At 73.4% G+C, this 22,294-nt stretch carries 15 protein-coding genes and 3 pseudogenes; 12 read left to right on the top strand and 6 right to left on the bottom strand.

The window, feature by feature from the left end; genetic code table 11:
• Nucleotides 1–30 precede the first annotated feature (30 nt).
• From N8I86_RS31970 to N8I86_RS32005, 8 genes and pseudogenes are all read left to right on the top strand, one after another.
• Nucleotides 31–2,703 (top strand): annotated as a pseudogene (locus N8I86_RS31970) (LuxR C-terminal-related transcriptional regulator).
• Nucleotides 2,704–3,222, top strand: coding sequence for a hypothetical protein (locus N8I86_RS31975; RefSeq protein WP_263279328.1), 519 nt, complete (start codon nt 2,704–2,706; stop codon nt 3,220–3,222).
• A gap of 125 nt (nt 3,223–3,347) precedes the next feature.
• Entirely contained in the window at nt 3,348–3,545 is a 198-nt protein-coding gene (locus N8I86_RS31980; RefSeq protein WP_073892104.1) for a hypothetical protein, read from the top strand.
• A 145-nt stretch (nt 3,546–3,690) separates the two neighbouring features.
• A complete protein-coding gene (locus tag N8I86_RS31985; protein ID WP_073891279.1) occupies nt 3,691–4,332 on the top strand; it encodes an HdeD family acid-resistance protein in 642 nt (213 codons plus the stop codon).
• Nucleotides 4,333–4,457: 125 nt separating this feature from the next.
• Nucleotides 4,458–4,928 carry an SHOCT domain-containing protein gene (locus tag N8I86_RS31990; protein WP_263279329.1) on the top strand — a complete coding sequence of 157 codons (471 nt, stop codon included), beginning with the start codon at nt 4,458–4,460 and terminating at the stop codon, nt 4,926–4,928.
• Nucleotides 4,929–4,960: 32 nt separating this feature from the next.
• The gene (locus N8I86_RS31995; protein ID WP_073891275.1) at nt 4,961–5,392 is read left to right on the top strand and encodes a DUF7144 family membrane protein; all 432 of its coding nucleotides are present in this window, start codon (nt 4,961–4,963) and stop codon (nt 5,390–5,392) included.
• Nucleotides 5,393–5,414: 22 nt separating this feature from the next.
• The gene (locus N8I86_RS32000) at nt 5,415–7,319 is read left to right on the top strand and encodes a glycoside hydrolase family 15 protein (protein ID WP_263279330.1); all 1,905 of its coding nucleotides are present in this window, start codon (nt 5,415–5,417) and stop codon (nt 7,317–7,319) included.
• 2 nt (nt 7,320–7,321) lie between these two features.
• Nucleotides 7,322–8,752, top strand: a complete 1,431-nt coding sequence (locus N8I86_RS32005; protein ID WP_123440428.1) for an MFS transporter — start codon at nt 7,322–7,324, stop codon at nt 8,750–8,752.
• A 47-nt stretch (nt 8,753–8,799) separates the two neighbouring features.
• On the opposite strand, the gene N8I86_RS32010 is transcribed toward N8I86_RS32005, so the two are convergent.
• The 3 genes from N8I86_RS32010 to N8I86_RS32020 all read right to left on the bottom strand — a co-directional run bounded on the left by N8I86_RS32010 (nt 8,800) and on the right by N8I86_RS32020 (nt 12,761).
• Entirely contained in the window at nt 8,800–9,924 is a 1,125-nt protein-coding gene (locus N8I86_RS32010) for a mechanosensitive ion channel family protein (protein ID WP_263279331.1), read from the bottom strand.
• A 185-nt stretch (nt 9,925–10,109) separates the two neighbouring features.
• Entirely contained in the window at nt 10,110–11,642 is a 1,533-nt protein-coding gene (locus N8I86_RS32015; protein ID WP_073891268.1) for an amino acid permease, read from the bottom strand.
• 126 nt (nt 11,643–11,768) lie between these two features.
• The gene (locus tag N8I86_RS32020) at nt 11,769–12,761 is read right to left on the bottom strand and encodes a hypothetical protein (protein WP_263279332.1); all 993 of its coding nucleotides are present in this window, start codon (nt 12,759–12,761) and stop codon (nt 11,769–11,771) included.
• A gap of 258 nt (nt 12,762–13,019) precedes the next feature.
• Between N8I86_RS32020 and N8I86_RS32025 the strand changes: the two genes are divergently transcribed.
• The 3 genes and pseudogenes from N8I86_RS32025 to N8I86_RS32035 all read left to right on the top strand — a co-directional run.
• Nucleotides 13,020–14,450, top strand: coding sequence for an FGGY family carbohydrate kinase (locus tag N8I86_RS32025; protein ID WP_263279333.1), 1,431 nt, complete (start codon nt 13,020–13,022; stop codon nt 14,448–14,450).
• 121 nt (nt 14,451–14,571) lie between these two features.
• Nucleotides 14,572–15,990, top strand: a complete 1,419-nt coding sequence (locus tag N8I86_RS32030) for an NAD(P)/FAD-dependent oxidoreductase (protein ID WP_263279334.1) — start codon at nt 14,572–14,574, stop codon at nt 15,988–15,990.
• Nucleotides 15,991–16,547: 557 nt separating this feature from the next.
• A pseudogene (locus N8I86_RS32035) lies at nt 16,548–17,510 on the top strand (NAD(P)/FAD-dependent oxidoreductase); the annotation flags it as partial.
• A gap of 74 nt (nt 17,511–17,584) precedes the next feature.
• On the opposite strand, the gene N8I86_RS32040 reads toward N8I86_RS32035, so the two are convergent.
• From N8I86_RS32040 to N8I86_RS39105, 3 genes and pseudogenes are all read right to left on the bottom strand, one after another.
• Nucleotides 17,585–18,181, bottom strand: coding sequence for a GNAT family N-acetyltransferase (locus N8I86_RS32040; RefSeq protein WP_263279335.1), 597 nt, complete (start codon nt 18,179–18,181; stop codon nt 17,585–17,587).
• 136 nt (nt 18,182–18,317) lie between these two features.
• Nucleotides 18,318–19,082: a crotonase/enoyl-CoA hydratase family protein gene (locus tag N8I86_RS32045; protein ID WP_263279336.1), complete on the bottom strand. Its 765-nt coding sequence runs from the start codon at nt 19,080–19,082 to the stop codon at nt 18,318–18,320.
• Nucleotides 19,083–19,179: 97 nt separating this feature from the next.
• A pseudogene (locus tag N8I86_RS39105) lies at nt 19,180–20,153 on the bottom strand (lysylphosphatidylglycerol synthase transmembrane domain-containing protein).
• A gap of 168 nt (nt 20,154–20,321) precedes the next feature.
• On the opposite strand from N8I86_RS39105, the gene N8I86_RS32060 reads away from it, so the two are divergent.
• Nucleotides 20,322–22,217 carry an ABC transporter ATP-binding protein gene (locus N8I86_RS32060; protein ID WP_263280184.1) on the top strand — a complete coding sequence of 632 codons (1,896 nt, stop codon included), beginning with the start codon at nt 20,322–20,324 and terminating at the stop codon, nt 22,215–22,217.
• The last annotated feature ends 77 nt before the right edge of the window (nt 22,218–22,294 follow it).

Below are 22,294 nucleotides of genomic sequence, written 5' to 3' on the forward strand. Positions count from 1 at the left end.
CCATGGCGGAAGGACAGGGACGGTGACCCCGTGACTGCGCGGCACGAATCCTCAAGGGGGCCGGCCGTCACGTATGTCGATCCCCTCGGCGAGCCGTTTCTCCAGACACGGTTCGCCCCGCCGGCCAGGCCGGCCACCTTCCTGCGCCGCCCACGGCTCGCCGAACACCTGGACCAGGCCCTCGGCACACCGCTGACGATGGTCAACGGCTCGGCGGGCGCCGGGAAGACCCTGCTCGTCGCCGACTGGGCCGACCGGCTCCGACGACCGGTCGCCTGGTTCACCAACGAGGACGGCGACCAGGGCTGCGGCATGTTCTGGGCCTACGTGCTGCAGGCCCTGCGCGCCGCGGACGTACCGCTGCCCGACGACCTCGGCTGCCCGGCGGACGCGAGCCGCGTCGACCGCAAGCTGCTCGCCCGTCTCGCCGACGAACTGAGCGGGCTCCCGGAGCCGGTCCTGCTCGTGCTCGACGAGTTCGACCGGGTGCCCTCCGCGCGCATCGCCGAACAGCTCGAGTTCGTCCTGCACCACGCCGGGCAGGGACTGCGCCTGATCCTCGTCACCCGCACGGAGCCGCTGCTGCCGCTGCACCGCTACCGGGCCGCCGGCACCATGACCGAGATACGCGACGCAGAACTGGCCCTCACCCCCGGGGAGGCCGCCGCGCTCCTGGAACTGCACGGACTGCGGCTCCCCGAGGAAGCCATGGGCGCCCTCGTGGAACGCACCCGGGGCTGGGCCGCCGGGCTCCGCCTGTGCGCCCTGGCCGCCCAGCAGAGCCCGGACCCGGAGGCGTACCTGAAGGACTTCGAGGCGGGCCGGAGCACCATCGCCGACTTCCTCCTCGCCGAGGTGCTCAAGCGCCAGACGGCCCGCTCGCAGGACGTCCTGCTGCGGGTCAGCGTCGTGGAGCGGTTCTGCCCCGAGCTGGTGGCGGAGCTGACCGGCCGCGACGACGGCGAACCCGTCCTCGCCGCGCTGCACGGCCAGAACGCGTTCGTGGAGGACCTCGGGCACACCTGGTACCGCCTGCACCCGCTCTTCGGCGAGATCCTCCGGGCCCATCTGCGGGTCCGCTCGCCGGGGCTGGAGACCGAACTGCACCGGCGGGCCGCGCGCTGGCTGCGCGCCTCCGGCTCGCTGCCGCAGGCACTGGCCCACGGCGCCGCCGCGGGCGACTGGAACTTCACCGCCCGTGCCCTCGTCGACGACCTGGCGATCGGGCAGCTGTTCACCGGCCTGCGGGCGAGCGACCTCGCCGAGCTGTTCTCCCGGATGGGACCCGAGGCCACGAGCGCCGCGGCGGACCTGGTGCGCGCCGCACGCGACCTGTCCGACCGCGACATCGAGCGCGGCCTGGTCCACCTGCGCCGGGCCGAGGACCTGCTCGCCTCGGAGCCGTCCGACGCGGCGGGCCGGCTGAGCTGCGTACTGCTGGAGACGCTCGCGGCCCGGCTGACCGGTTCGCCCGGCATGGCCGAGCGGGCCGCGACGACGGTGGAGCGGCTCCGCGGGGAGGTCCCCGCCGAGCTGCTGGAGAAGCACCCCGAGGTCGTCGCCCTGCTGCTGACCCATCTGGGCTCGGCCCGGCTGTGGGCGGGTCACTTCGACGAGGCGCGCGCCGTCCTGTCCGAGGCCGGCGGCTGCCCGAGCGGGGTGTCGACGGCGCTGCCCCGGGAGGACGCCTTCGGCCAGCTGGCCCTGATCGACCATCTGGACGGCTGGCTCGGCCGGGCCGAACGCAAGGCGCTGGCCGCTCTGAACGAAGGGGAGAAGTTCGGCCTGCGCCGCCCGAGCCCGTCCGGCCCCGGCCTCGCCCAGCTGGTACTGGCCGCTCTCTGCGTCGACCGCGGCGAACTCGACCAGGCCCGGGCCTACCTGGAGGAGGCGGCCGACGCGGGAGCCCCGCCGGACCCGGTGACGGCCGCCGCCCGGTCGCTCGCGACGGCACGGCTGCTGCTGGCGCGGGGAGCCCCGGGCCGCCGCGGCGGCGGCCGAGCCCGCGACACCGGCGGCCGTGGTCTCGCCCTGGGCCGAGGCCCGTACGGCGGTGATCGTCTCCGCCGCCCATCTGGCCGAGGGCCGCCCGGACAGCGCCCTCAAGGTGCTCGACGACCTCGCCTGCGACGGCGACCCCGCCTACGCGGCGGAGATCGCCTGGGCCCGCTGGGCCGCCGGTGACCCCGACGGAGCCGTCGCCCTGCTCGACCGCACCCGCCTGCAGGGCCGTACCGGCCCCGGGGTGACCGTCCGGGCCGCGCTCGTGCGGGCCTCGGCCGCGCAGCGGGCGGGAGACGACACCACCGCGCGCAAACTGCTCGCCCGGGCGCTGGTGGAGGCCCGGCGGGAGCGGCTGCGGCGCCCCTTCCTCGAAGCCGGGCCCGACCTGCGCCGCCTGCTCGACGGGCCGTCCCTGCAGGGCCTGGCCGCGGGCTGGCTCTCGTCCCGGCGGCTCCCGCGCCGCACGGCGGGGCCGCCCGGCCCGCGGAGCCCGCGCCCGTGGTGGTCGAGGAACTCAGCGGACGCGAGCGCGAGGTCGTGGGCAGGCTGGCCGAGATGATGTCCACCGAGGAGATAGCCGCCGACCTGTACGTCTCGGTCAACACGGTGAAGACGCACCTCAAGAGCGTCTACCGCAAACTCGGGGTGAACGGGCGCGCCGAAGCGGTGCGGCGGGCCCGGGACCACGGCCTGATCTGAATGTCCCGGGCCGAGCACGCCACGAAGCGGGACCCGTCTTCGCCGGGCCACGCCCACGCCGACTACACGGGCGCCGTCTACGGCTCGATGCTCGCCGCCTCGGTGGTGATCGGCGCCGGCGGCCTGGGACGGTTCCCCCGGCTGCAACTGGTGCTCCTGCTGCTCCTCACCGGCCTCGTCTTCTGGGTCGGCCACGTGCACGCCCAGCTGTTCGGCGCCCGACTCGCCCAACGGCCGCTGGACCGGCCGACGGTCCTCGGGGTGTGCCGCGAGGAATGGCCGATCGTCGAGGCGGCCGTACCCCCGGCCGTCGCGGTGGCCGTCAGCCCGCTGCTCGGACTGGACGTCGAGGGGGCCGGCTGGCTGGCGCTCGCCGTGGCCGTGGCGGGTCAGGTGGGCTGGTCCGCGGTCGGCGCACGGAAGGCGGGGGCGTCCTGGCCCCTGGTGACGGGCACCGCCGCGATCAATCTGCTGCTCGGCCTGGCGATCATCGCCTTCAAGCTCGCACTGACGCACTGACGCACTGACGCACTGACGCACTGATCACGGGGACCGAGTCACCTGTGCCGGGTGAGGCCAGGGGCGGACGGATGCAGCAGCATCACTGGGGAGACCGCAGCCGGCCCGTGGCGGGAGAGCGGCAGATGCGCTACGAGATCCGTGTCGATGGGCACATGTCGAAGACGCTCACCGAGGCGTTCCCGGAACTGGATCACGTGATGATGTCCGGTCAGACAGTGCTGTTCGGCCGCATCATCGACGAGGCGCAGCTGTACGGGCTGCTGACCCGCTGCCAGTCACTGGGACTGCGCGTCGTGGAGATGCGGCAACTGCCCGAGTGACCACGGCCGGTGCCCGTACCGGGCGCTCACCCGCGAGGGGTGATCCGCCGACGTGGCGCCCTTGCGATGCTCAGGGGGTGAGGGGCCGTGAGCCGCCCCGCCGGAGTTCCGGAGGCGGCCTGGCCGGACCGCGCGAGGAGGAGCCATGACCGAGTCGCGTGGACAGGCGCCGCGGACCGGAGAGCCGTACCTTTCCGGCGGGGCGGCCGCGGGCCCCGCCGAAGCCGTGACGGCCGTCGCCCGTTCCTGGACCTGGATCCTCGCCTCGGCGATCGCGACCCTGGTCCCGGGCGTGCTGATCCTCGTCTGGCCGGACGAGACGCTGCACGTCCTCGCCGTCATCATCGGCCTCTACCTGCTCGTCACCGGCGCGATCCGGTTCGTGACGGCGTTCGCGCGGGAGGACGAGAGGGTGACCGGACTGCTGCTCGCGGTGGTGTTCGTCCTCGCGGGCGTGCTGTGCCTGCGCAACCCCCTGCAGACCATCACCGCGCTCTCGCTGGTGGTCGGGCTCGCCTGGCTGGCGTCCGGCATCCTCACCCTCTACACGGCGATCGCCGCCAAGGACCTGCCGCACCGCGGTGTCGTCCTCGGCGCCGCCCTGCTCGGCATCCTCGCCGGGATCGTCGTGCTGGTCCTGCCCTCCGAGTCGGCACGGGCGCTGACCCGGCTGCTCGGACTGTGGCTGGTCCTGCTGGGCCTGGTGGAGCTTGTGGCCGCCTTCGCGTGGCGGGCCGCGCTGCGCCGGAGCGGCACGCGGCCGGACACCACCGGCCCGGCCGGCTGATCCCCGCGAGCCGGACGCTCACCCGCCTCGGGTGAGGCGCGCCCCAGCTCGCCGTGTGCACGCTGAAAACGGTGGTGACCGGTTCGGCGAAGCCGATGCGCCGGCGCCCCGGACGGAGGAGAGACATGAGCGCGCAGACCTACCTCGCGTACGACTATCCGCTGCTGAGCGCCTTCTGGACGATGTTGGTGTTCTTCCTGTGGATCCTGTGGTTCGTCCTGCTGTTCCGGATCATCGTCGACATCTTCCGCGACGACGACCTGAACGGCTGGGCCAAGGCCGGCTGGACGATCTTCGTCTGCGTACTGCCCTTCCTGGGCGTCTTCATCTACCTCATCGCCCGCGGCAAGGGCATGGGCAAGCGTGAGGTGGAGCAGGCACGGGCCCAGCAGGAGGCCTTCGACTCCTACATCAAGGAGACCGCGCAGGGCGGCACGGGCCGGACGAGCAGCGCCGACGAGCTCGCCAAGCTCTCCCAGATGCGCTCGCGCGGTGACATCAGCGAGGACGAGTTCCGCCGGGCGAAGGAGCTGGTCCTCAGCGACACCCAAGCGGCCCGGAGCTCCGACTCGATTCCCACGACCTCCGGGCACTGAGCACGTTCCCCGCACACGAAGGAGAGCACCACATGACCACGACACCTCGCGCACACACGGAGACCGGCACGGCGAAGCAGCAGTGGGCCGGCGGCCTCACGGCCTTCGCGGGCGTCATGCTCATGATCGCCGGGCTGCTCAGTGTCTTCCGGGGCATCATGGCGATCGCACAGGACAACGTCTTCGTCACGACCCCCAACTACGTCTTCAAGTTCGACCTCACCAGCTGGGGCTGGATCCACCTGGTCCTGGGTGTGATCGCGGTGGCCGTCAGCGTCGGGCTGTTCGGACCGGCGACGTGGGCACGCGTGGCCGGCGTGGGCATCGCGGGACTGGTCATCATCGCCAACTTCCTCTCACTGCCGTACTACCCGGTGTGGTCGGTCGTGATGATCGCGATGTCCGGCTTCATCATCTGGGCCCTCTGCGTGGTCAAGAGGGACGACTCGATCACCGGTCCGTAGGGCCGGGGCAGGAGAGCGACCGATGGACCGGTACCCGCCCATCGCGGAACACGGAATGGTGGGCGACCTCCAGACGGCGGCCCTGGTGTCGTCCGGCGGAACCGTCGACTGGTGGTGCGCCCCCCGCTTCGACTCGCCCAGCGTCTTCGCCTCACTGCTGGACAGCGAGCGAGGGGGCCACTGCCACCTGGCGGCCGAGCACCCGGACGGCGACGGGATGACGGTCCGGCAGCTGTACCTGTCCGACACGGCGATCCTGATCACCCGGTTCATGGGGCCCGGGGGCGTCGGAGAGGTGGCGGACTTCATGCCACCCGTCGCCGCCCCGACGCCCACCGACCGGCACACCCTGATCAGGGTCGCCCGGGTCGTCCGGGGGAGTCTGCCGTTCGCCTTCGCCTGCCGGCCCCGCTTCGACTACGGGCGGGCCCCGCACACACTCGAACTCGCCGACGCCCACGCGGCCGTGCTGCACGGCCCGGGCACCGACCTGCACGTGCAGTCCAGCACCGGGATCCGCCTGCACCCGGACGGCGACGACGTCACCGCCCGTTTCACCCTCTCCGCGGGTCAGGCCGCCGTTGTCGTCCTGACCACCTCCGACGCCGGGGGCCCGCCCCCGCCGGCGCCCTCCCTGGCCGCCGTCGCCGAGGACGTCGAGAAGTGCCGCGACTTCTGGCTGTCGTGGCTGCGCGCCTGCACCTACCGCGGTCGCTGGCAGGAGATGGTGAACCGGTCGGCGATCACCCTCAAGCTGCTCACGTACGCGCCGTCCGGCGCACCCGTCGCCGCGGCCACCATGGGCCTGCCCGAGCAGGTCGGCGGCGAGCGCAACTGGGACTACCGCTACACCTGGATCCGGGACGCCTCGCTGTCCGTGGGCGCTCTGATCGACCTGGGTTTCGAGGCCGAGGCCTTCGCGTTCCGGCGCTGGCTGCGCGAGCGGGTCGAGGCCGGCAAAACCGCCTCCGGGGACCCCTTGCAGATCATGTACCGGGTCGACGGCGACCCCCACCTGACCGAGGAGAACCTCGACCACCTGGAGGGCTACCGGGGTTCACGCCCGGTGCGCAACGGCAACGCGGCCGCCGACCAGCTCCAGCTGGACATCTACGGCGAGGCCTCCGACGCCCTGGCGGTGGGCGGGGACATCGGCGCCATACGGGGCTGGCGGGCGCTGGCCGGTGTCCTGGACTGGCTGACCGACCACTGGGACCGGCCCGACGAGGGCATCTGGGAGACCCGGGGAGGCCGGCAGAACTTCACCTACAGCCGGCTGATGACCTGGGTGGCCTTCGACCGGGGCATCCGGGTGGCCACCGCCTTCTCCCGGCCGGCCGACGTGGCCCGCTGGACGGCGGCCCGGGACGCCGTGTTCGAGCAGATCGTCGAGCAGGGCTTCGACCCCAAACGGAAAGCGTTCGTCCAGCACTTCGACACCGACGTCCTGGACGCGTCGCTGCTGCTGATGCCGCGGGTCGGGTTCCTCTCCGCACGGGACCCCGACTGGATCAGCACCCTCGACGCGATGGACGAGGAACTGGTCAGCGACAGCCTCGTCTACCGCTACAACCCCGCCGCCTCACCCGACGGACTGCGGGGCAGCGAGGGCACGTTCAACCTGTGCAGCTTCCTCTACGTGGAGGCGCTCGCCCGCACCGGGCGCATCCACCAGGCACGGCACGCCTTCGACAAGATGCTCACGTACGCCAACCACGTCGGCCTGTTCGCCGAGGAGATCGGGCCGTCGGGGGAGCAACTCGGCAACTTCCCGCAGGCGTTCACCCATCTCTCGCTGATCACCGCGGCGATGGCGCTCGACGAGGAGATGGGCCGTGAGGGCACGGTGCCCGACACCGGAGGGACCCGTCACCCTCTGATCCACGGCCTGACGGTACCCCCGGAGGACGCCGAGGAAGGCAACTGACCATGGCCGGCTCGGCAGGATCCGCGCAGGCGCCGCCGGGGCAGCGGCGGGTCCTCGCCGCGCTGGCGCTCGCCCAGTTCATCTGCAGCTTCGCCGGCTCCAACATGAACGTGATGATCAACGACATCAGCCGGGACCTCGACACCACGGTCCAGGGCGTGCAGGTCGCCATCACGGTCTTCCTGCTGGTCATGGCCGCGCTGATGATACCCGGCGGCAAGCTCACCGACCGCTACGGCCGCAAACGCTGCTTCGTCACCGGACTGGTCGTCTACGCCGTCGGCGCGCTGCTCAGCGCCGCCGCCCCGGGGCTCGGCGTCCTGATCCTGGGCAACTCGATCCTCGAAGGAATCGGCACGGCCCTGCTCATCCCGCCCGTCTACATCCTCACCACGCTGCTGTACCCCGACCTGACCTCGCGCGCCCGGGCGTTCGGGATCATCATGGCGCTGGGCGGCATCGGGGCCGCCGCGGGACCGCTGATCGGCGGACTCATCACCACGGGCATCAGCTGGCGTGCGGCCTTCGTGTTCCAGGCCCTCGTGATCGCCGTGATCGTGTGGCTGAGCCGCCACATCGAGGACCCCCTGCCCCCGGACCCGGACCGGTCCTTCGACACCACCGGAGCCGTGCTGTCCGCGGTGGGCCTGGTCCTGGTGGTCATGGGCATCCTGGCGGCGGACAACAACATCTGGCTGACGATCGTCCTGATCGGGCTGGGCGTGTTCGTCCTCGCCTGGTTCCTGCGCTCGATGGGCGCCAAGGAGCGGGCCGGTCAGGAACCGCTGCTGTCCCTGGGGCTGTTCCGCAACCGCACGTCGAACCTCGGCCTGGTCACCCAGAACGTCCAGTGGCTGATCCTCATGGGCACGTCCTTCACGGTGGCCGCCTACCTCCAGGTGGTGCGCGGCTACGACGCCATCCAGACCGGAGTGATCTTCACGGCGGCGACCCTGGGACTCCTCCTGACGTCGCTGTCCGCCGAGCGGCTGGCCCGGCGGTACCCCCAGCGGACGCTGATCATGACGGGCTTCGTGGCGTCCGTCGCGGGGGTGGCCGTGCTGGTCGCCCTGGCGGGGAGCTTCTCCTCCGCCTGGGCCTTCGTCCCCGGTCTCGTCCTCATCGGGCTCGGCCTCGGCGTCATGCTGACCCCGTCGGTGAACGTCGTGCAGTCCAGCTTCCCGGAGGAGCGACAGGGCGAGATCTCGGGCCTGTCCCGCAGTGTGTCCAACCTCGGATCGTCCTTCGGCACGGCCATCGCCGGCACGATCCTCGTCTCCGGGCTCTCGAAGGGCGCCTACGCCGCCGCGATGATCACCCTCGGGGTGATCGGCCTCGGCGGCCTCGCCGCGGCCGCCCTGCTGCCGCGCACACCGGACGCCACGGCACCGGCCGGTGACACACCCGCCAGCACGCCGAGGAAGCGGACCTAGGGCGGGCGCGTCCCGCCGGACGGCGATCGCGCGGACCGGAGCCGTCGTCAGGGTGCTGTGGGGCCACCGCCGTTGCGTCCCTGCTCGGCCCGTGCGGCGCCCGGCAACACGTCCTCCCCGGCGCGCTGCTGCGGGATGACCACCGAGCCCTGCTGCAGGGCCACCGTGCGGGTGGGCGACGGGATGCGGATGCCCTCCTCGCGGTAACGCCGGTGCAGACGCTTGATGAACTCGTGCTTGATCCGGTACTGGTCGCTGAACTCGCCCACGCCGAGGATGACCGTGAAGCCGATGCGGGAGTCGCCGAAGGTGTGGAAGCGCACGGCGGGTTCGTGGTCCGGGACGGCGCCCGAGACGTCCTTCATGACGTCCGCGACCACCTCCGTCGTCACCCGCTCGACGTGTTCGAGGTCGGAGTCGTAGCTCACCCCGACCTGCACCAGCACGGTCAGCTGCTGCTCGGGCCGGGTGAAGTTGGTCATGTTCTCCTTCGCCAGCTGGCCGTTGGGGATGACCACCAGGTTGTTGGAGAGCTGGCGGACCGTCGTCTGGCGCCAGTTGATGTCGATGACATAGCCCTCCTCGCCGCTGCTCAGCCGGATGTAGTCGCCCGGCTGGACGGTCTTGGAGGCGAGGATGTGGATGCCCGCGAAGAGGTTCGCGAGCGTGTCCTGCAGGGCGAGGGCCACGGCCAGACCGCCCACGCCCAGGGCGGTCAGCAGGGGCGCTATCGAGATGCCCAGCGTCTGGAGCACCACCAGGAAGCCGATCGCCAGCACCAGCACGCGCGTGATGTTGACGAAGATGGTCGCCGAGCCCGCCACACCCGAACGGGACTGGGTGACCGTACGGACCAGTCCGGCGACCACCCGGGCCGCGGACACGGTCACCACGAAGATCAGCCACACCTGCAGCACCTGGTCGGTGTGGTGCTGGACGGTCCTGGTCAGCGGCAGCACCGCCGCTGCCGCCGCCAGGCCGCCGGCGACGAGCGCCCAGGGCACCACCGAACGGAGCGTGTCCACGATGACGTCGTCGCCGCTCCACCGGGTGCGCTTGGCGTGCTTGGCGAGCCAGCGCAGCAGCGTGCGCGACAGGAAGGCGAGCAACAGGCCCGCCGCCAGGGCGATGCCGGCGAGGACGAGGTCGTCCAGGGTCAGTGCGCGGTTCACCGGTCACCTCCGGGTCGCGATGCGGCTGCGGAGAGCCCGTTGTGAAGCTTCGTCACGTTGTCACCTGCTCGATGTCCGGGATGTGCGATCGCGGGGCCCACCGTCCACCGGCGGCCCACGCGCTCGCTCATCCTGCCGTATCCGGCACGCCGGTTCGCACCCGGACCGGCGCCGCGGGCAGGCCGCTAGACGATGCCCTCCGCGAGTTCGGCCTGGTCACGGTCGCTGCCGTAGGCGGCCGTTGTGGGCGTGCCGTACGACCGGCGTGCCACGTACCACCAGACGCTGGCCAGGATCAGCACGGCCGCGAGCGCCACCGACGCGTAGTTCATCGTGTCGACCGTCACCGGTGACGCCTGCGGCAGGCAGAACAGGACGGTCACACACGCCACCCACACCACCGCGATCCACCCGATCGGCCTGCTCCATCTGCCCAGGTTCCAGGGCCCGGGCCGGAACCTGTCACCGGCGCGCAGCCGCAGCAGGACCGGGATGGCGTAGGCGGGGGTGATGCCGATGACGTTGATGGCGGTCACGGCGTTGTACGCGGTCGCCGAGTACAGGGACGGCAGGGCGAGGAGGCAGGCCACGACGACAGCCAGCCAGACGGCGGCCACCGGGGTCTGCGTGCGGCCGCTCACCCTGCGCCACAGGTGCGAGCCGGGCAGCGCGCCGTCACGGCTGAACGCGAACACCATCCGGCTGGCCGCGGCGACCTCGGCGTTCCCGCAGAACAACTGGGCGACGATCACGACCAGGAGGAGCGCACTGGCCCCGTCGGTGCCCAGGCCGTCGAGCAGGATCTGCGCGGGCGGCACGCCGGTCTGTGTGGTGCGTGTGGCGTCGTAGTCCTGGATGGCGAACGTGAGGCCGGCCAGCAGCACGAAGCCGGCGATCCAGGACACCCAGATGGACCGCACGATGCCGCGGGCCGCCGACACCGACGCGTTGGACGTCTCCTCCGACAGATGGGCGGAGGCGTCGTAGCCGGAGAAGGTGTACTGCGCGAGCAGCAGACCGATCGCCGCCACGTACAGCGGGTTGTCCCAGCCGGTCTGATCGACGAACTTCGTGAACACGAAGGACGGCGACTGGTGGTGGTCCGGGACGATCGCGAGGGCGCCGACGATCAGCGCCACGCCCGCCAGGTGCCACCACACGCTGATCGAGTTGAGCAGGCTGACCAGCCGCACCCCGAACAGGTTCAGTGTGGCGTGCAGCAGGAGGATCGCGCAGAAGATCAGCATCGTCCTCCCCGGCGTCGGCTCGAAGCCCCACTGGAGGTTGGCGAACGCCCCGGTGAACAGGGCGGCTCCGTAGTCGATGCCGGCGATCGCGCCGAGCAGGCCGAGCAGGTTCAGCCAGCCCGTGTACCAGCCCCAGCGGCGCCCGCCGAGCCGGTCGGCCATGTAGTAGAGGGCGCCGGAGGTCGGGTAGGCGCTCGTGACCTCGGCGAGGGACAGGCCCACGCACAGCACGAACAGGCCCACGCCGGCCCAGCCCCACAGCATCACGGCGGGACCGCCGGTGTTCAGGCCGAAGCCGTACAGGGTCATGCAGCCGGACAGGATCGAGATCACCGAGAAGCTGATCGCGAAGTTGCCGAAGCCGCCCATGCGGCGGGCCAGCACCGGCCGGTAGCCGAGTTCGCGCAGCCGCTGCTCCTCGTCCTGCTGCGGCAGGCCCGGGGAGGGCACGGGATCGGGGGTGCGGGACATGGGGGAACCTCCGGGGGATCAAGGGGGACTTGACGGGGTGGAGCGTTCGGTCGGGTGGAGCGTCCAGCGGCGCGGGGCGAGCGTTCGGTGGCGTGAGGTGAGCGTTCAGTGGCGAGAGATGAGCGTTCAGTGGCGCGGCGCGGAGCCGTCGGCGGCGGCCCGGCAGCGGTCCCGGGCCTGTACGAAGACGTCGACGGCGCGGTCGCGGCCGGGCGTGCGGTGCACCCAGGGCGGGGGAGTGAAGTACGGGCCGATCTCCTCGAACACCCGCGCCGCGTCGAGGAACTGCAAGGAGCCCCACAGCGCGTGGGCCAGGTGGTTGAGGTCCAGCGGCGAGCGTTCGGCGGCCCGGGTGTGCGCGAACCAGGACTCCAGGGCGCGCCGCGACTCGCGGGCCGCCTCCTCCGCCACCCAGTGCAGGTCCAGGGCCGCGTCGTGCCCGCCCTCCCGGCGGTAGCGCTCCACGCGGACGTACAGGGGCAGCAGATGCAGCGCGGAGCCGGGCGGTGCCTGCCCGGTCGCCCACTGCGCGAAGGCGGCGGCCTCCGCGAGCCGGCCGGTGCCGCCACGCGCGTAGAGGAACTGCAGCATCCGGTGGTACGCCTCGCGGTTGTACGGGTCGCGCTTGCCGGCCTCGGCCAGCAGCCCCCAGGGCCCCGGGGGCAGCATCGGCTCGGGTGCGGCGGCCCGGTGCTCCTCCCAGCGCTGTTCCGGGTCGAGCTGGGCCAGCGCCAGCAGGCACACCCAGGGCACCGGGTCCTGCGGGGCGGTGCGGGAGGCGGACTGGGCCGCGTCCCACGCCTCGATCCACAACTCGTGGGTACGGCGGTGCCGTTCGCGCTGCGCCCGCAGGGCCCGCTCCACCGAGACCCGGCCGTGCATCACCGCCGCGTGGACGCTGCCCGGCTCCTCGGTGAGCCAGGCCCGCACCACGTCGGTACCGGCGGCGGCCGCCGCGAGGACCTGGGTGCGCTGGGTCCACTGCCATCCCTGCGCGGTGTCCGCGAGCAGGGTCCGCATGGCCATCCAGCGTCCGGTGCGCAAGTCCTGGAGTGCGCCGCGCAGGGCGTTGTCGGGGCCGGCGGGGTCGTAGGAGGGGCGGACTCCTTCTCTGGCCATCAGCCGTCGGCCCCCTGCCACTGGCGCACGGGCGAGGTGGCGGGGTGACGTAGCAACAGCCCTCCCCTGGGCGGTGATCGAAGTGTCGCGTGGTGGTCGGCGGTCACTATAGAGGCGGAGGTTCCGCAGGGGCCATTGTTGTCAACTCAACTTTCAAGCACGCCAGTTGACCCGCGTCCGGACTCCCTTGACGCGGGACGCGGCGAGACGGCAGGCTGACGCGGTGATCTTCCAGACCGGCGTACGGGAGAGGGAGCGATGACGGGTCCGGTGCTCGCCGTCGACCAGGGCACCTCCGGCACCAAGGCCCTGGTGGTCTGCCCGGAACGCGGCGTCCTCGGCACCGGCTTCGCCGAAGTGCGCCCCCGTCACCTGCCCGGCGGCCTGGTCGAGGTGGACCCGGTCCAGCTGTACGACTCGGTCGTCGACGCGGGCCGCAGCGCGCTGGCCGAGGCCGGGGAGGACGTCGTCGCGCTGGGCCTGGCCAACCAGGGCGAGACCGTCCTCGCCTGGGACCCGGCCACCGGACGCCCGCTGACCGACGCCCTGGTGTGGCAGGACCGCCGCGCCGAGAGCGTCTGCGACGAACTCCGTGATCACGCCGACGAGTTGCGGCACCTGACCGGCCTGCCCCTCGACCCGTACTTCGCCGCGCCGAAGATGGCCTGGATCCGCCGCCACCTCACCCGCGAGGGAGTGGTCACCACCTCCGACGCCTGGCTCGTCCACCGTCTCACCGGCGCCTGGGCCACCGATGCCGCCACCGCGGGCCGCACCCAGCTCCTCGACCTGGACCGCGCCGAGTGGTCCCCGCGCGCCCTCGACCTCTACGGCCTGGCCGGAGAACGGTTCCCCGACGTGACCGACGCCGCCGGACCGGTCGGCACCACCACGGCGTTCGGCCCCGAGATCCCGCTCACCGGCCTGATCGTCGACCAGCAGGCCGCCCTGCTCGCCCAGCGCGTCACCGCCCCCGGCACCGCCAAGTGCACGTACGGCACCGGCGCGTTCCTGCTCGCCCACACCGGCGAGGCCCCCCGGCGCGGCACCTCCGGACTGGTCAGCTGCGTCGCCTGGCGGCTCGCCGGACGCACCAGCTACTGCCTCGACGGCCAGGTGTACACCGCCGCGTCCGCCGTCCGCTGGCTCACCGACCTCGGCGTGCTCTCCTCGGCCGCCGACCTCGACCCGGTCGGCGGCACCGTCCCGGACAGCGGCGGCGTCACCTTCGTCCCCGCGCTCGCCGGACTCGCCGCGCCCTGGTGGCGCGGCGACCTGCGCGGCTCCCTCACCGGACTGGGGCTCGACACCACTCCGGGGCACCTGGTGCGCGCCCTGTGCGAGGGCATCGCCGCCCAGGTCGCCGAACTCGCCGAGGCCGCCGCGACCGACCTCGGCGCACCCCTGGACCTGCTCCGTGTGGACGGCGGCCTGACCCGCTCGGCCCTGCTCATGCAGACCCAGGCCGACCTGCTGCAACGCCCCGTCGAGGTGTCCGCTCTGCCCGACGCCACCGCGCTCGGCGCCGCCGCCCTCGCCCGGCTCGGCGCGGACCCCGCCCTCGCCGTAGAGGACGCCCTGCCCGACCCGAAGCCCGCCGCCGTGTACGAGCCGCGCATCCCGGCGGACCTGGCCGCCGAACGCCGGGCCGGATTCCGCACGGCCGTGGCCGCCCTGCTCGGCTCGTGACGGCGAGAGACACGTGACGGTGAGAGACACGTGAAGCGCGAGGCTCGTGCCGGTGAGGTGCTCGTGACAGTCGTCGTACCGGTGAGGTGCTCGTGACAGTCGTCGTACCGGCGAGGTGCTCGTGACGGTCACCGCGGAAGGACCGCTGCCCACGCACACCTACGACGTCGCGATCGTCGGCGCCGGAGTCGTCGGCTGCGCCGTCGCCCGCCGGCTCGCCCACCACCCTCGGCTGCGCGTCGCCCTCGTGGAGGCGCAGGACGACGTCGGCCAGGGCACCTCCAAGGCCAACACGGCCATCCTGCACACCGGGTTCGACGCGACCCCCGGCACCCTGGAGGCCCGGCTGGTCCGCGAGGGCCACCGGCTGCTCGGTGCCTACGCGGCCGAGTCCGGCATCCCCGTCGAGCGGACCGGCGCCCTGCTGGTCGCGTGGGACGAGGAGCAACTGGCCGCCCTGCCCCGGCTGGCCGCGAAGGCCGAGCGCAACGCCTGCACCGACACCCGCCTGCTGACCTCCGCGGAGCTGTACGCCCGCGAACCCCACCTCGGCGCCGGTGCGCTCGGCGCGCTGCTCGTCCCCCGGGAGAGCGTCATCTGCCCGTGGACGACGACCCTGGCGTACGCGACCCAGGCGGTCCGGGCCGGCACCGACCTGCACCTCGGCACCGCCGTGCGGAAGGTGGAACGGACGGCCGACGGCCACCGCCTGATCACCACCCGGGGCGTCCTGCGCACCCGGTACCTGGTCAACGCGGCCGGTCTGCACGCCGACACCCTGGACCGCCTCCTCGGCCACGAGGACTTCACCGTCACCCCGCGCCGCGGCCAGCTCCTCGTCTACGACAGGTTCGCCCGCCCGCTCGTCCGGCACATCCTGCTGCCGGTGCCGACCGCGCTCGGCAAGGGCGTCCTCGTCGCCCCCACCGTCCACGGCAACGTCCTGCTCGGGCCCACCGCCGAGGACCTGTCCGACCGACGGGCCACCGAGTCGACCGCCGAAGGGCTCGCCCGGCTCCGGGAGATGGGCCGCCGCATCCTGCCCGCCCTGCTCGACGAGGAGGTCACCGCCGTCTACGCCGGGCTGCGCGCGGCCACCGGGCACGAGGACTACCGGATCACCGCGCATCCCGGGCAGGCGTACGTCACCGTCGGCGGCATCCGCTCCACCGGCCTGACCGCCTCCCTGGCGATCGCCGCCCACGTCGCCGGTCTGCTGGGCGACTGCGGCCTCGACCCCGGACCGGTCCGCGCACCGGACCCGGTCACCATGCCTCACCTCGGCCGGGCCGTCCCACGCCCCTGCCTGCGGCCCGAACTCGTCGCCTCGGACCCGGAGTACGGCGTCGTCGTCTGCCACTGCGAACGCGTCTCCCGCGGCGAGATCCGCGACGCCCTCGCCGCCACGATCCCGCCGCGCACCCTGGAGGGCCTGCGCCGCCGCACCCGCGCCCGGGCGGGCCACTGCCAGGGGCACTACTGCGGGGCCGCGGTGCGCGAACTGTTCGAACGGGGAACGGGTGCGGGGTGTGCCCCATGACGGGGGGTGACGCGCGGTCCGGTGCGGATGCCGTGACCGGCGATACGGCCGGACAGGCGGCGGCCGCTCCCGCCGGGCCGGTGGGCGCCGCCTCGGTCGGGAACGCCGGTACGCGAGACATGGCGGCCGACGGGGCCGGACCCCCGACGAGCGGTGACGTCGGGTCCGTGGCGGGCGGTGAGCCGGGGGCGTCGGCTGGCGACGGCTCGGGGTCCGTGGCGGGCGTCGGGCGCGGGGCCGTAGCGAGCGAGGGGGACGTGGCCGAGGTGTGCGGTCGGACGGAGTCCGTGGCCGGTGGTGAGGGTGGGGCCGTAGGGGGCGATGCCGCGAGGAGCGTGGCGGGAGTTGAGATGGAGCCCGTGGTTGGCGGCAACGGTGGGGCCGTAGTGGCCGGTGCCACCGGGATCGGGGCGGGCCTTGAGGCGGAGCCCGTGGCCAGGGGCGAAGAGCGGGCCAGGGAGGTCGGTACCGCCGGGGGCGCGGCGGCCGGGGAGGAGAGGGCGTCAGCGAGCGATGCCGTTCAGGGCGTCATTACTGTGACCGTGCCCGCACGATCCCTGGCGGTGCCCCGGCGCGTCGACGTCCTCGTGGTCGGCGCCGGGCCGGCGGGACTCACGGCCGCCGCACGGCTGGCCGCCGCCGGGGCCGGGCGGGTGGAGGTACTGGAGCGGGAGGCCCGGCCCGGGGGAGTCCCCCGCTACTGCGTCCACGGCGGCTTCGGCACCTGGCTCCGCCCGCTGACCGGTCCCCGGTACGCCCGCCTGCTGGCGGAGGCGGCCGAACGGGCCGGCGCCGCCGTACGGACCGGGGTCTCGGCGCTGGACTGGGGGAGTGCGGGACCGGTGCTGTGCACGGTCGGTCCAGGCGGCCCCGAGACGGTCGAGGCACGGGCGGTGATCCTGGCCACCGGTGCCCGTGAGCGCCCCCGTGCCGCCCGGCTGGTGCCCGGCACCCGGCCCGCCGGGGTCTGCACCACCGGTGAACTCCAGCAGGCGGTGCACCTGTTCGGGCAGCACATCGGCAGCCGTGCGGTCGTGGTCGGTGCCGAGGACGTGTCCTACGCGGCGGCCGACACCGTGCGCGCGGCCGGCGCCCAGGTCGTCGCCCTGGTCACGGAACACCCGCGCGTCCGGACGAGCCGTACCCGCGCCCGGTCGGCCCTGCTGCGCCACGGTGTTCCGCTGCTGACGGAGACCACCGTGACCGAACTCCTGGGCCGCGGGCGCCTGTCCGGCGTGCGCGTCCGCCACGGTGACGGGCGCGGCGCCGTACTGCCCTGCGACACCGTGGTGTTCACCGGCGACTTCGTCCCCGAGCACGAACTGGCCCGCCGCGGCGGTCTCGCCCTGGACCCCGGCACCCGCGGCCCGGCCGTCGACGGCTCCCTGCACACCTCGCGCCCCGGAGTGTTCGCCGCCGGCACCCTCCTGCACCCGGCGGCACGCGCCGGTGCGGCGGCGAGCGAGGGCGCCCGGGTGGCGGCGGCCGTCCTGGCCTTCCTGGCCGCGTCGGCACCGCCGGAGCGGGCTTGAGGGGGCCCGGCCGGACCGGTGCCTGAGGAGGGGCCAACGCCGCACCGCGGAGGACGCGACACCTACTCCCGCGCCCGCCACGGCTCCGGGTCCGTCGCGAGACGGGCGTGGAGGTGGCAGTCGCGGAAGGCGTCACGGCGACCCTCCTCCCACATCGCCCCGCGCAGCGTCCCCTCGTAGCGGAATCCGCACCGTTCGGCGACCTTGCACGACACCTCGTGGCCGACCGCGTGGTCGAGCTCCAGGCGATGCAGGCGCAGATCGGTGAACACCCAGCGGGCGGCCAGCGTGAGGGCGCGCGCCGCGACACCCCGGCCGCGCGCCTCCGGCAGCACCCAGTAGCCGACGGAGGCCGACCGCATCGCGTGGTCGATCCGGCTGACGCCGATGTGCCCGAGTGCCGTACCGGTGTCCGCGTCCGCCACGCAGAACGCGGCACCGGTTCCGGCCTCGGCCGCCTCGGTCTTGCTCCGCAGGGTCGCGCGGGCGGCCGCGAGATCGCCGATCGGGCGCAGCGGGGTGTTCCAGCGCCGGAATTCCGGGTCGGAACAGCCGCGGAGGAACGTCTCGACATCGGTCTCGACGGCGGCGTCCCATCGGCGCAGGCGCAGACCGAGGCCGTGTGCGGACGCGTGGAGGGTCGGAGTGTCGGGCGTCATCCGGTCATTGAACAACAAGGGGTCCGGTGGCCGGAATCGTGTTTTTCCGGGGGGTGCGAAGGGCTGCGGGCCGCGGATCCCGGGGGCGCACCGGACGGCGGCCGAGCCGCCCCCCCAGCCGCCCCCGAGCCGCGGCTCACCCGTCCGTGAACGAGCCGTGGCGGCCCGCGCCCGAGGCGAACCGGGCCGCGCCCTCCGTGCTCTGCGCCAGCAGCCCCGTGCCGTGCCGGAGCTCGCCGCGCAGGGCCGCCTCCTCCGTCAGCCCCTCCTGCTCCAGGACCGACCGGCGGTCACTGCGCAGGCAGGCCTGCGGGAACCGGGCGATCTCCGCCGCGAGCGCCTCCGCCTCGGCGCGGGCGCTCCCGGTCGGCACCAGCCGGTTGGCGAGCCCCGTCTCGTAGGCCTCGCGGGCCGGTACCGGCCGGCCGGTGAGGATCATGTCCATGGCCCGGCTGGTGCCGATGAGCCGGGGCAGCCGTACCGTACCGCCGTCGATCAGCGGAACGCCCCACCGGCGGCAGTACACCCCGAACACCGCGTCCTCCTCCGCGACCCGCAGATCGCACCAGAGGGCGAGTTCCAGACCGCCCGCGACCGCGTGCCCCGCGACGGCGGCGACCACCGGTTTCGACAGCCGCATCCGGGTCGGGCCCATCGGTCCGTCACCGTCCTCGGCGACCCGGTTGCCGCGCTCCGTGCCGATCGCCTTCAGGTCGGCACCCGCGCAGAACGTGCCGCCCTCGCCCCACAGCACCGCCACCCGGGCGCCGTCGTCCTCCTCGAAGGCGCGGAAGGCGTCGGCGAGTTCGACGGCCGTCGGGCCGTCCACCGCGTTGCGTGCCTCGGGCCGGGAGAGGACGACCGTGGTGACGTACTCCCGCCGTTCGATCCGGACCGGCATGCGGCGACCTCCTCGGGCGGTCCCGGGGTCCCCGAACGGACCGCCGGCGCTGGTGACCTGCCGGTAGCTTCTCAGCAAGTGCCGGTCGGCGGGAGTCTCAGATGACCTTCAGCCGCACCAGCGCGCCCAGCGTCAGTGCCCCCGGCACCAGCGGCACCCACACCGTGATGATCCGGTAGGCCAGCACCACCGCCGTGGCGACCGCGGCGGGGCCGCCGACCGCGACCAGCGCCACGATCAGCGCCGCCTCGACCGAACCCAGCCCGCCCGGCGTGGGCACCATGGCGACCGCGACCGTGGCCGCGAGGTACGCCAGCGCCATGTGCGCGGGCGGCACCGGCAGCCGCAGCGCCTGGCCGACGGCGGCGAGACCGGCGCCTGGAGCGCCGGGAAGGCCAGCGAGCCGCCCCACAGGGCCAGGGCGCGCGCCGGACGCGTGTGCACCGACCTCGCCTCGCCGAGGGCTTCTCGCGCGAACGCGGCCAGCCGGGTGCGCAGCCGTCGTACCAGCAGTACGACGGCCGCCGCCGCGACCAGCAGGCCGGCGACGCCCAGCAGCAGCGGGAGCAGCGAGCCGTCGGGCAGCAGCGTGCCGAGCCGCAACGCGTCCGGGAAGGCGACCAGCAGTACGGCCAGCAGACCGAGCCGGCCCACGCACTCGGCCATCAGGTACAGCGCGAGGGCGGCCGAGGAACGGGCCAGCGGCACCCCGCACACGGTCATGAACCGAAGGTTCACGGCGCCCGCCCCGAGCCCGGTGGGCAGCAGATGGTTGGCGGCGCCCGCCGCGAACTGAGTGGCCAGCAGCCGGCCCTTCGGCAGCGGCTGCACCACCGCACCCTGCCGGGTGAACGCGGCGGCCACCCAGGTCAGGCAGGTCGCGGCGGCCGCGGCGAGCAGCCACGGCCAGGACGCGGCGCGCAGCTGCCCGAAGCCCTCGGCGAGCACCGAACGGTGCCGTACGGCCGCCACGGCGACGAGCACGAGCGGGACCAGGCACAGCACCTGGCGGACGGGGACGCGACGGGGGAGTCGTCCACCGGAGAGCGGGGGGAGCGGGACGGCTGTCACATCCCCAGAGGTTTTCCCCGCCGTCCCAACGGCGGGTGGCGGAATCGGGGACGGCGGCTTACAGGCTGCGGTCATCGGGGCCTTCGGTCGAGGGGACGCCGGCAGGGGTGAAACGGCGCGGACATTGACCTCAACGATGGTTGAGGTTCTACGTTCTCTTCCATGAGCATGGAGACCACCGCATGGACGCAGCTGCACAGCGTGATGAACGCGCAGGCGGACCGCCGTCCCCTCGCCCGCGCCACCCTGCGCCGCATCGCCGCCTTCGCCCGCCCACACCGCGCCGGCATCGTCCGGTTCGTCATGCTCGGGGTGGTGACCGCACTGCTCGCCGTGGCCACCCCCGTACTCGCCGGCCATGTCGTCGACGCGATCGTGGCGGGGCACGACTCCGGCAGGATCGTCCGGCTGTCCCTGCTGATCGCGGTCGTCGCCCTCGCCGAGGCCGGACTCGGCATCCTCGGCCGCCGCCTGTCGGCGACGCTCGGGGAGGGGCTCATCCTCGACCTCCGCACGGCTGTGTTCGATCATGTGCAGCGCATGCCCGTCGCGTTCTTCACACGTACGCGTACGGGAGCGCTGGTCAGTCGTCTCAACAACGACGTGATCGGCGCCCAGCGGGCCTTCGCCAACACCCTCTCCGGCGTCGTCAGCAACCTCGTCACCCTGGTGCTCACCCTCGCCGTGATGCTCACCCTGTCCTGGCAGATCACCCTGCTCGCGCTGGTCCTGCTGCCGGTGTTCGTGCTCCCCGCCCGGCGCATGGGCAGCCGGATGGCCCGGATGCAGCGGGAGGCCGCCGCGCTCAACGCGGCCATGGGCACCCGCATGACCGAGCGGTTCTCCGCCCCCGGCGCCACGCTGGTCAAGCTGTTCGGGCGGCCGGAGGAGGAGTCCGCGGAGTTCGCCGCCCGGGCCGCCCGGGTGCGGGACATCGGGGTGCGTACCGCGACCGCCCAGTCGGTCTTCATCACCTCCCTCACCCTGGTCTCCGCACTCGCCCTCGCCCTCGTCTACGGCCTCGGCGGCTGGTTCGCGCTGCGCGGCACCCTGGAGGCGGGCGCCGTGGTGTCCCTCGCCCTGCTGCTGACCCGGCTCTACGCCCCGCTGACCGCGCTCGCCGGGGCCCGGGTCGAGGTGATGAGCGCCCTCGTCAGCTTCGAGCGGGTCTTCGAGGTGCTGGACCTGAAACCGCTCATCGAGGAGAAGCCGGACGCCCGCGAGGTACCCGCCGGCCCGGTCGCCGTCGAGTTCGAGAACGTCCGCTTCTCCTACCCGGCCGCCGACCAGGTCTCCCTCGCCTCCCTGGAGGAGGTCGCCACCCTCGACAGCCGCGGCGGCTCCGAGGTCCTGCACGGCATCTCCTTCCGCGCCGAACCCGGCCACACCGTCGCCCTGGTCGGCTCCTCGGGCGCCGGGAAGTCCACCATCGCGCAGCTGCTGCCGCGCCTGTACGACGTCGACGCGGGCGCCGTCCGCATCGGCGGGGTGGACGTGCGCGACGTGACCGCCGCGTCCCTGCGGGCCACCCTCGGCATGGTCACCCAGGACGGCCACCTCTTCCACGACACCGTCCGCGCCAACCTGCTGCTGGCCCAACCGGGCGCCACCGACGGGGAACTGTGGGACGCGCTGGGCCGCGCCCGCCTGGATGAGGTCGTACGGTCCCTGCCCGACGGCCTGGACACCGTCGTCGGCGAGCGCGGCTACCGGCTCTCGGGCGGTGAGCGCCAGCGCATGACCATCGCCCGGCTGCTGCTGGCCCGCCAGCGCGTGGTCATCCTCGACGAGGCCACCGCCCACCTGGACAACACCTCCGAGGCGGCCGTCCAGGAAGCGCTCGCCGAGGCCCTGGAGGGCCGCACCGCCGTGGTGATCGCCCACCGCCTCTCCACGGTCCGGTCCGCCGACCGCATCCTGGTCGTGGAGGCCGGACGGATCGTCGAACAGGGCACGCACGAGGAGCTGCTGGCGGCGGACGGCCGCTACGCGGAACTGCACCGCACCCAGTTCACGGAACGGGACCCGGAGGGACCGGCGGTGGCTGAGGTGCCGGTGGTGTGAGGCGGGGGGCTTCACCGGGTGCGGTGGCTTTGTTGCCGGGGCTCTTGACGGCAGTGGTCCGTACCTTTAGTTTCACG

It is taken from the genome of Streptomyces albidicamelliae (assembly GCF_025642175.1).
GTDB lineage: Bacteria > Actinomycetota > Actinomycetes > Streptomycetales > Streptomycetaceae > Streptomyces > Streptomyces albidocamelliae.

Coding starts and splice junctions, on each gene's coding strand:
- N8I86_RS31975 (WP_263279328.1), top strand. CDS start 2,704: ATGTCCCGGGCCGAGCACGCCACGAAGCGGGACCCGTCTTCGCCGGGC.
- N8I86_RS31980 (WP_073892104.1), top strand. CDS start 3,348: ATGCGCTACGAGATCCGTGTCGATGGGCACATGTCGAAGACGCTCACC.
- N8I86_RS31985 (WP_073891279.1), top strand. CDS start 3,691: ATGACCGAGTCGCGTGGACAGGCGCCGCGGACCGGAGAGCCGTACCTT.
- N8I86_RS31990 (WP_263279329.1), top strand. CDS start 4,458: ATGAGCGCGCAGACCTACCTCGCGTACGACTATCCGCTGCTGAGCGCC.
- N8I86_RS31995 (WP_073891275.1), top strand. CDS start 4,961: ATGACCACGACACCTCGCGCACACACGGAGACCGGCACGGCGAAGCAG.
- N8I86_RS32000 (WP_263279330.1), top strand. CDS start 5,415: ATGGACCGGTACCCGCCCATCGCGGAACACGGAATGGTGGGCGACCTC.
- N8I86_RS32005 (WP_123440428.1), top strand. CDS start 7,322: ATGGCCGGCTCGGCAGGATCCGCGCAGGCGCCGCCGGGGCAGCGGCGG.
- N8I86_RS32015 (WP_073891268.1), bottom strand. CDS start 11,642: ATGTCCCGCACCCCCGATCCCGTGCCCTCCCCGGGCCTGCCGCAGCAG.
- N8I86_RS32020 (WP_263279332.1), bottom strand. CDS start 12,761: ATGGCCAGAGAAGGAGTCCGCCCCTCCTACGACCCCGCCGGCCCCGAC.
- N8I86_RS32025 (WP_263279333.1), top strand. CDS start 13,020: ATGACGGGTCCGGTGCTCGCCGTCGACCAGGGCACCTCCGGCACCAAG.
- N8I86_RS32040 (WP_263279335.1), bottom strand. CDS start 18,181: ATGACGCCCGACACTCCGACCCTCCACGCGTCCGCACACGGCCTCGGT.
- N8I86_RS32045 (WP_263279336.1), bottom strand. CDS start 19,082: ATGCCGGTCCGGATCGAACGGCGGGAGTACGTCACCACGGTCGTCCTC.
- N8I86_RS32060 (WP_263280184.1), top strand. CDS start 20,322: ATGGAGACCACCGCATGGACGCAGCTGCACAGCGTGATGAACGCGCAG.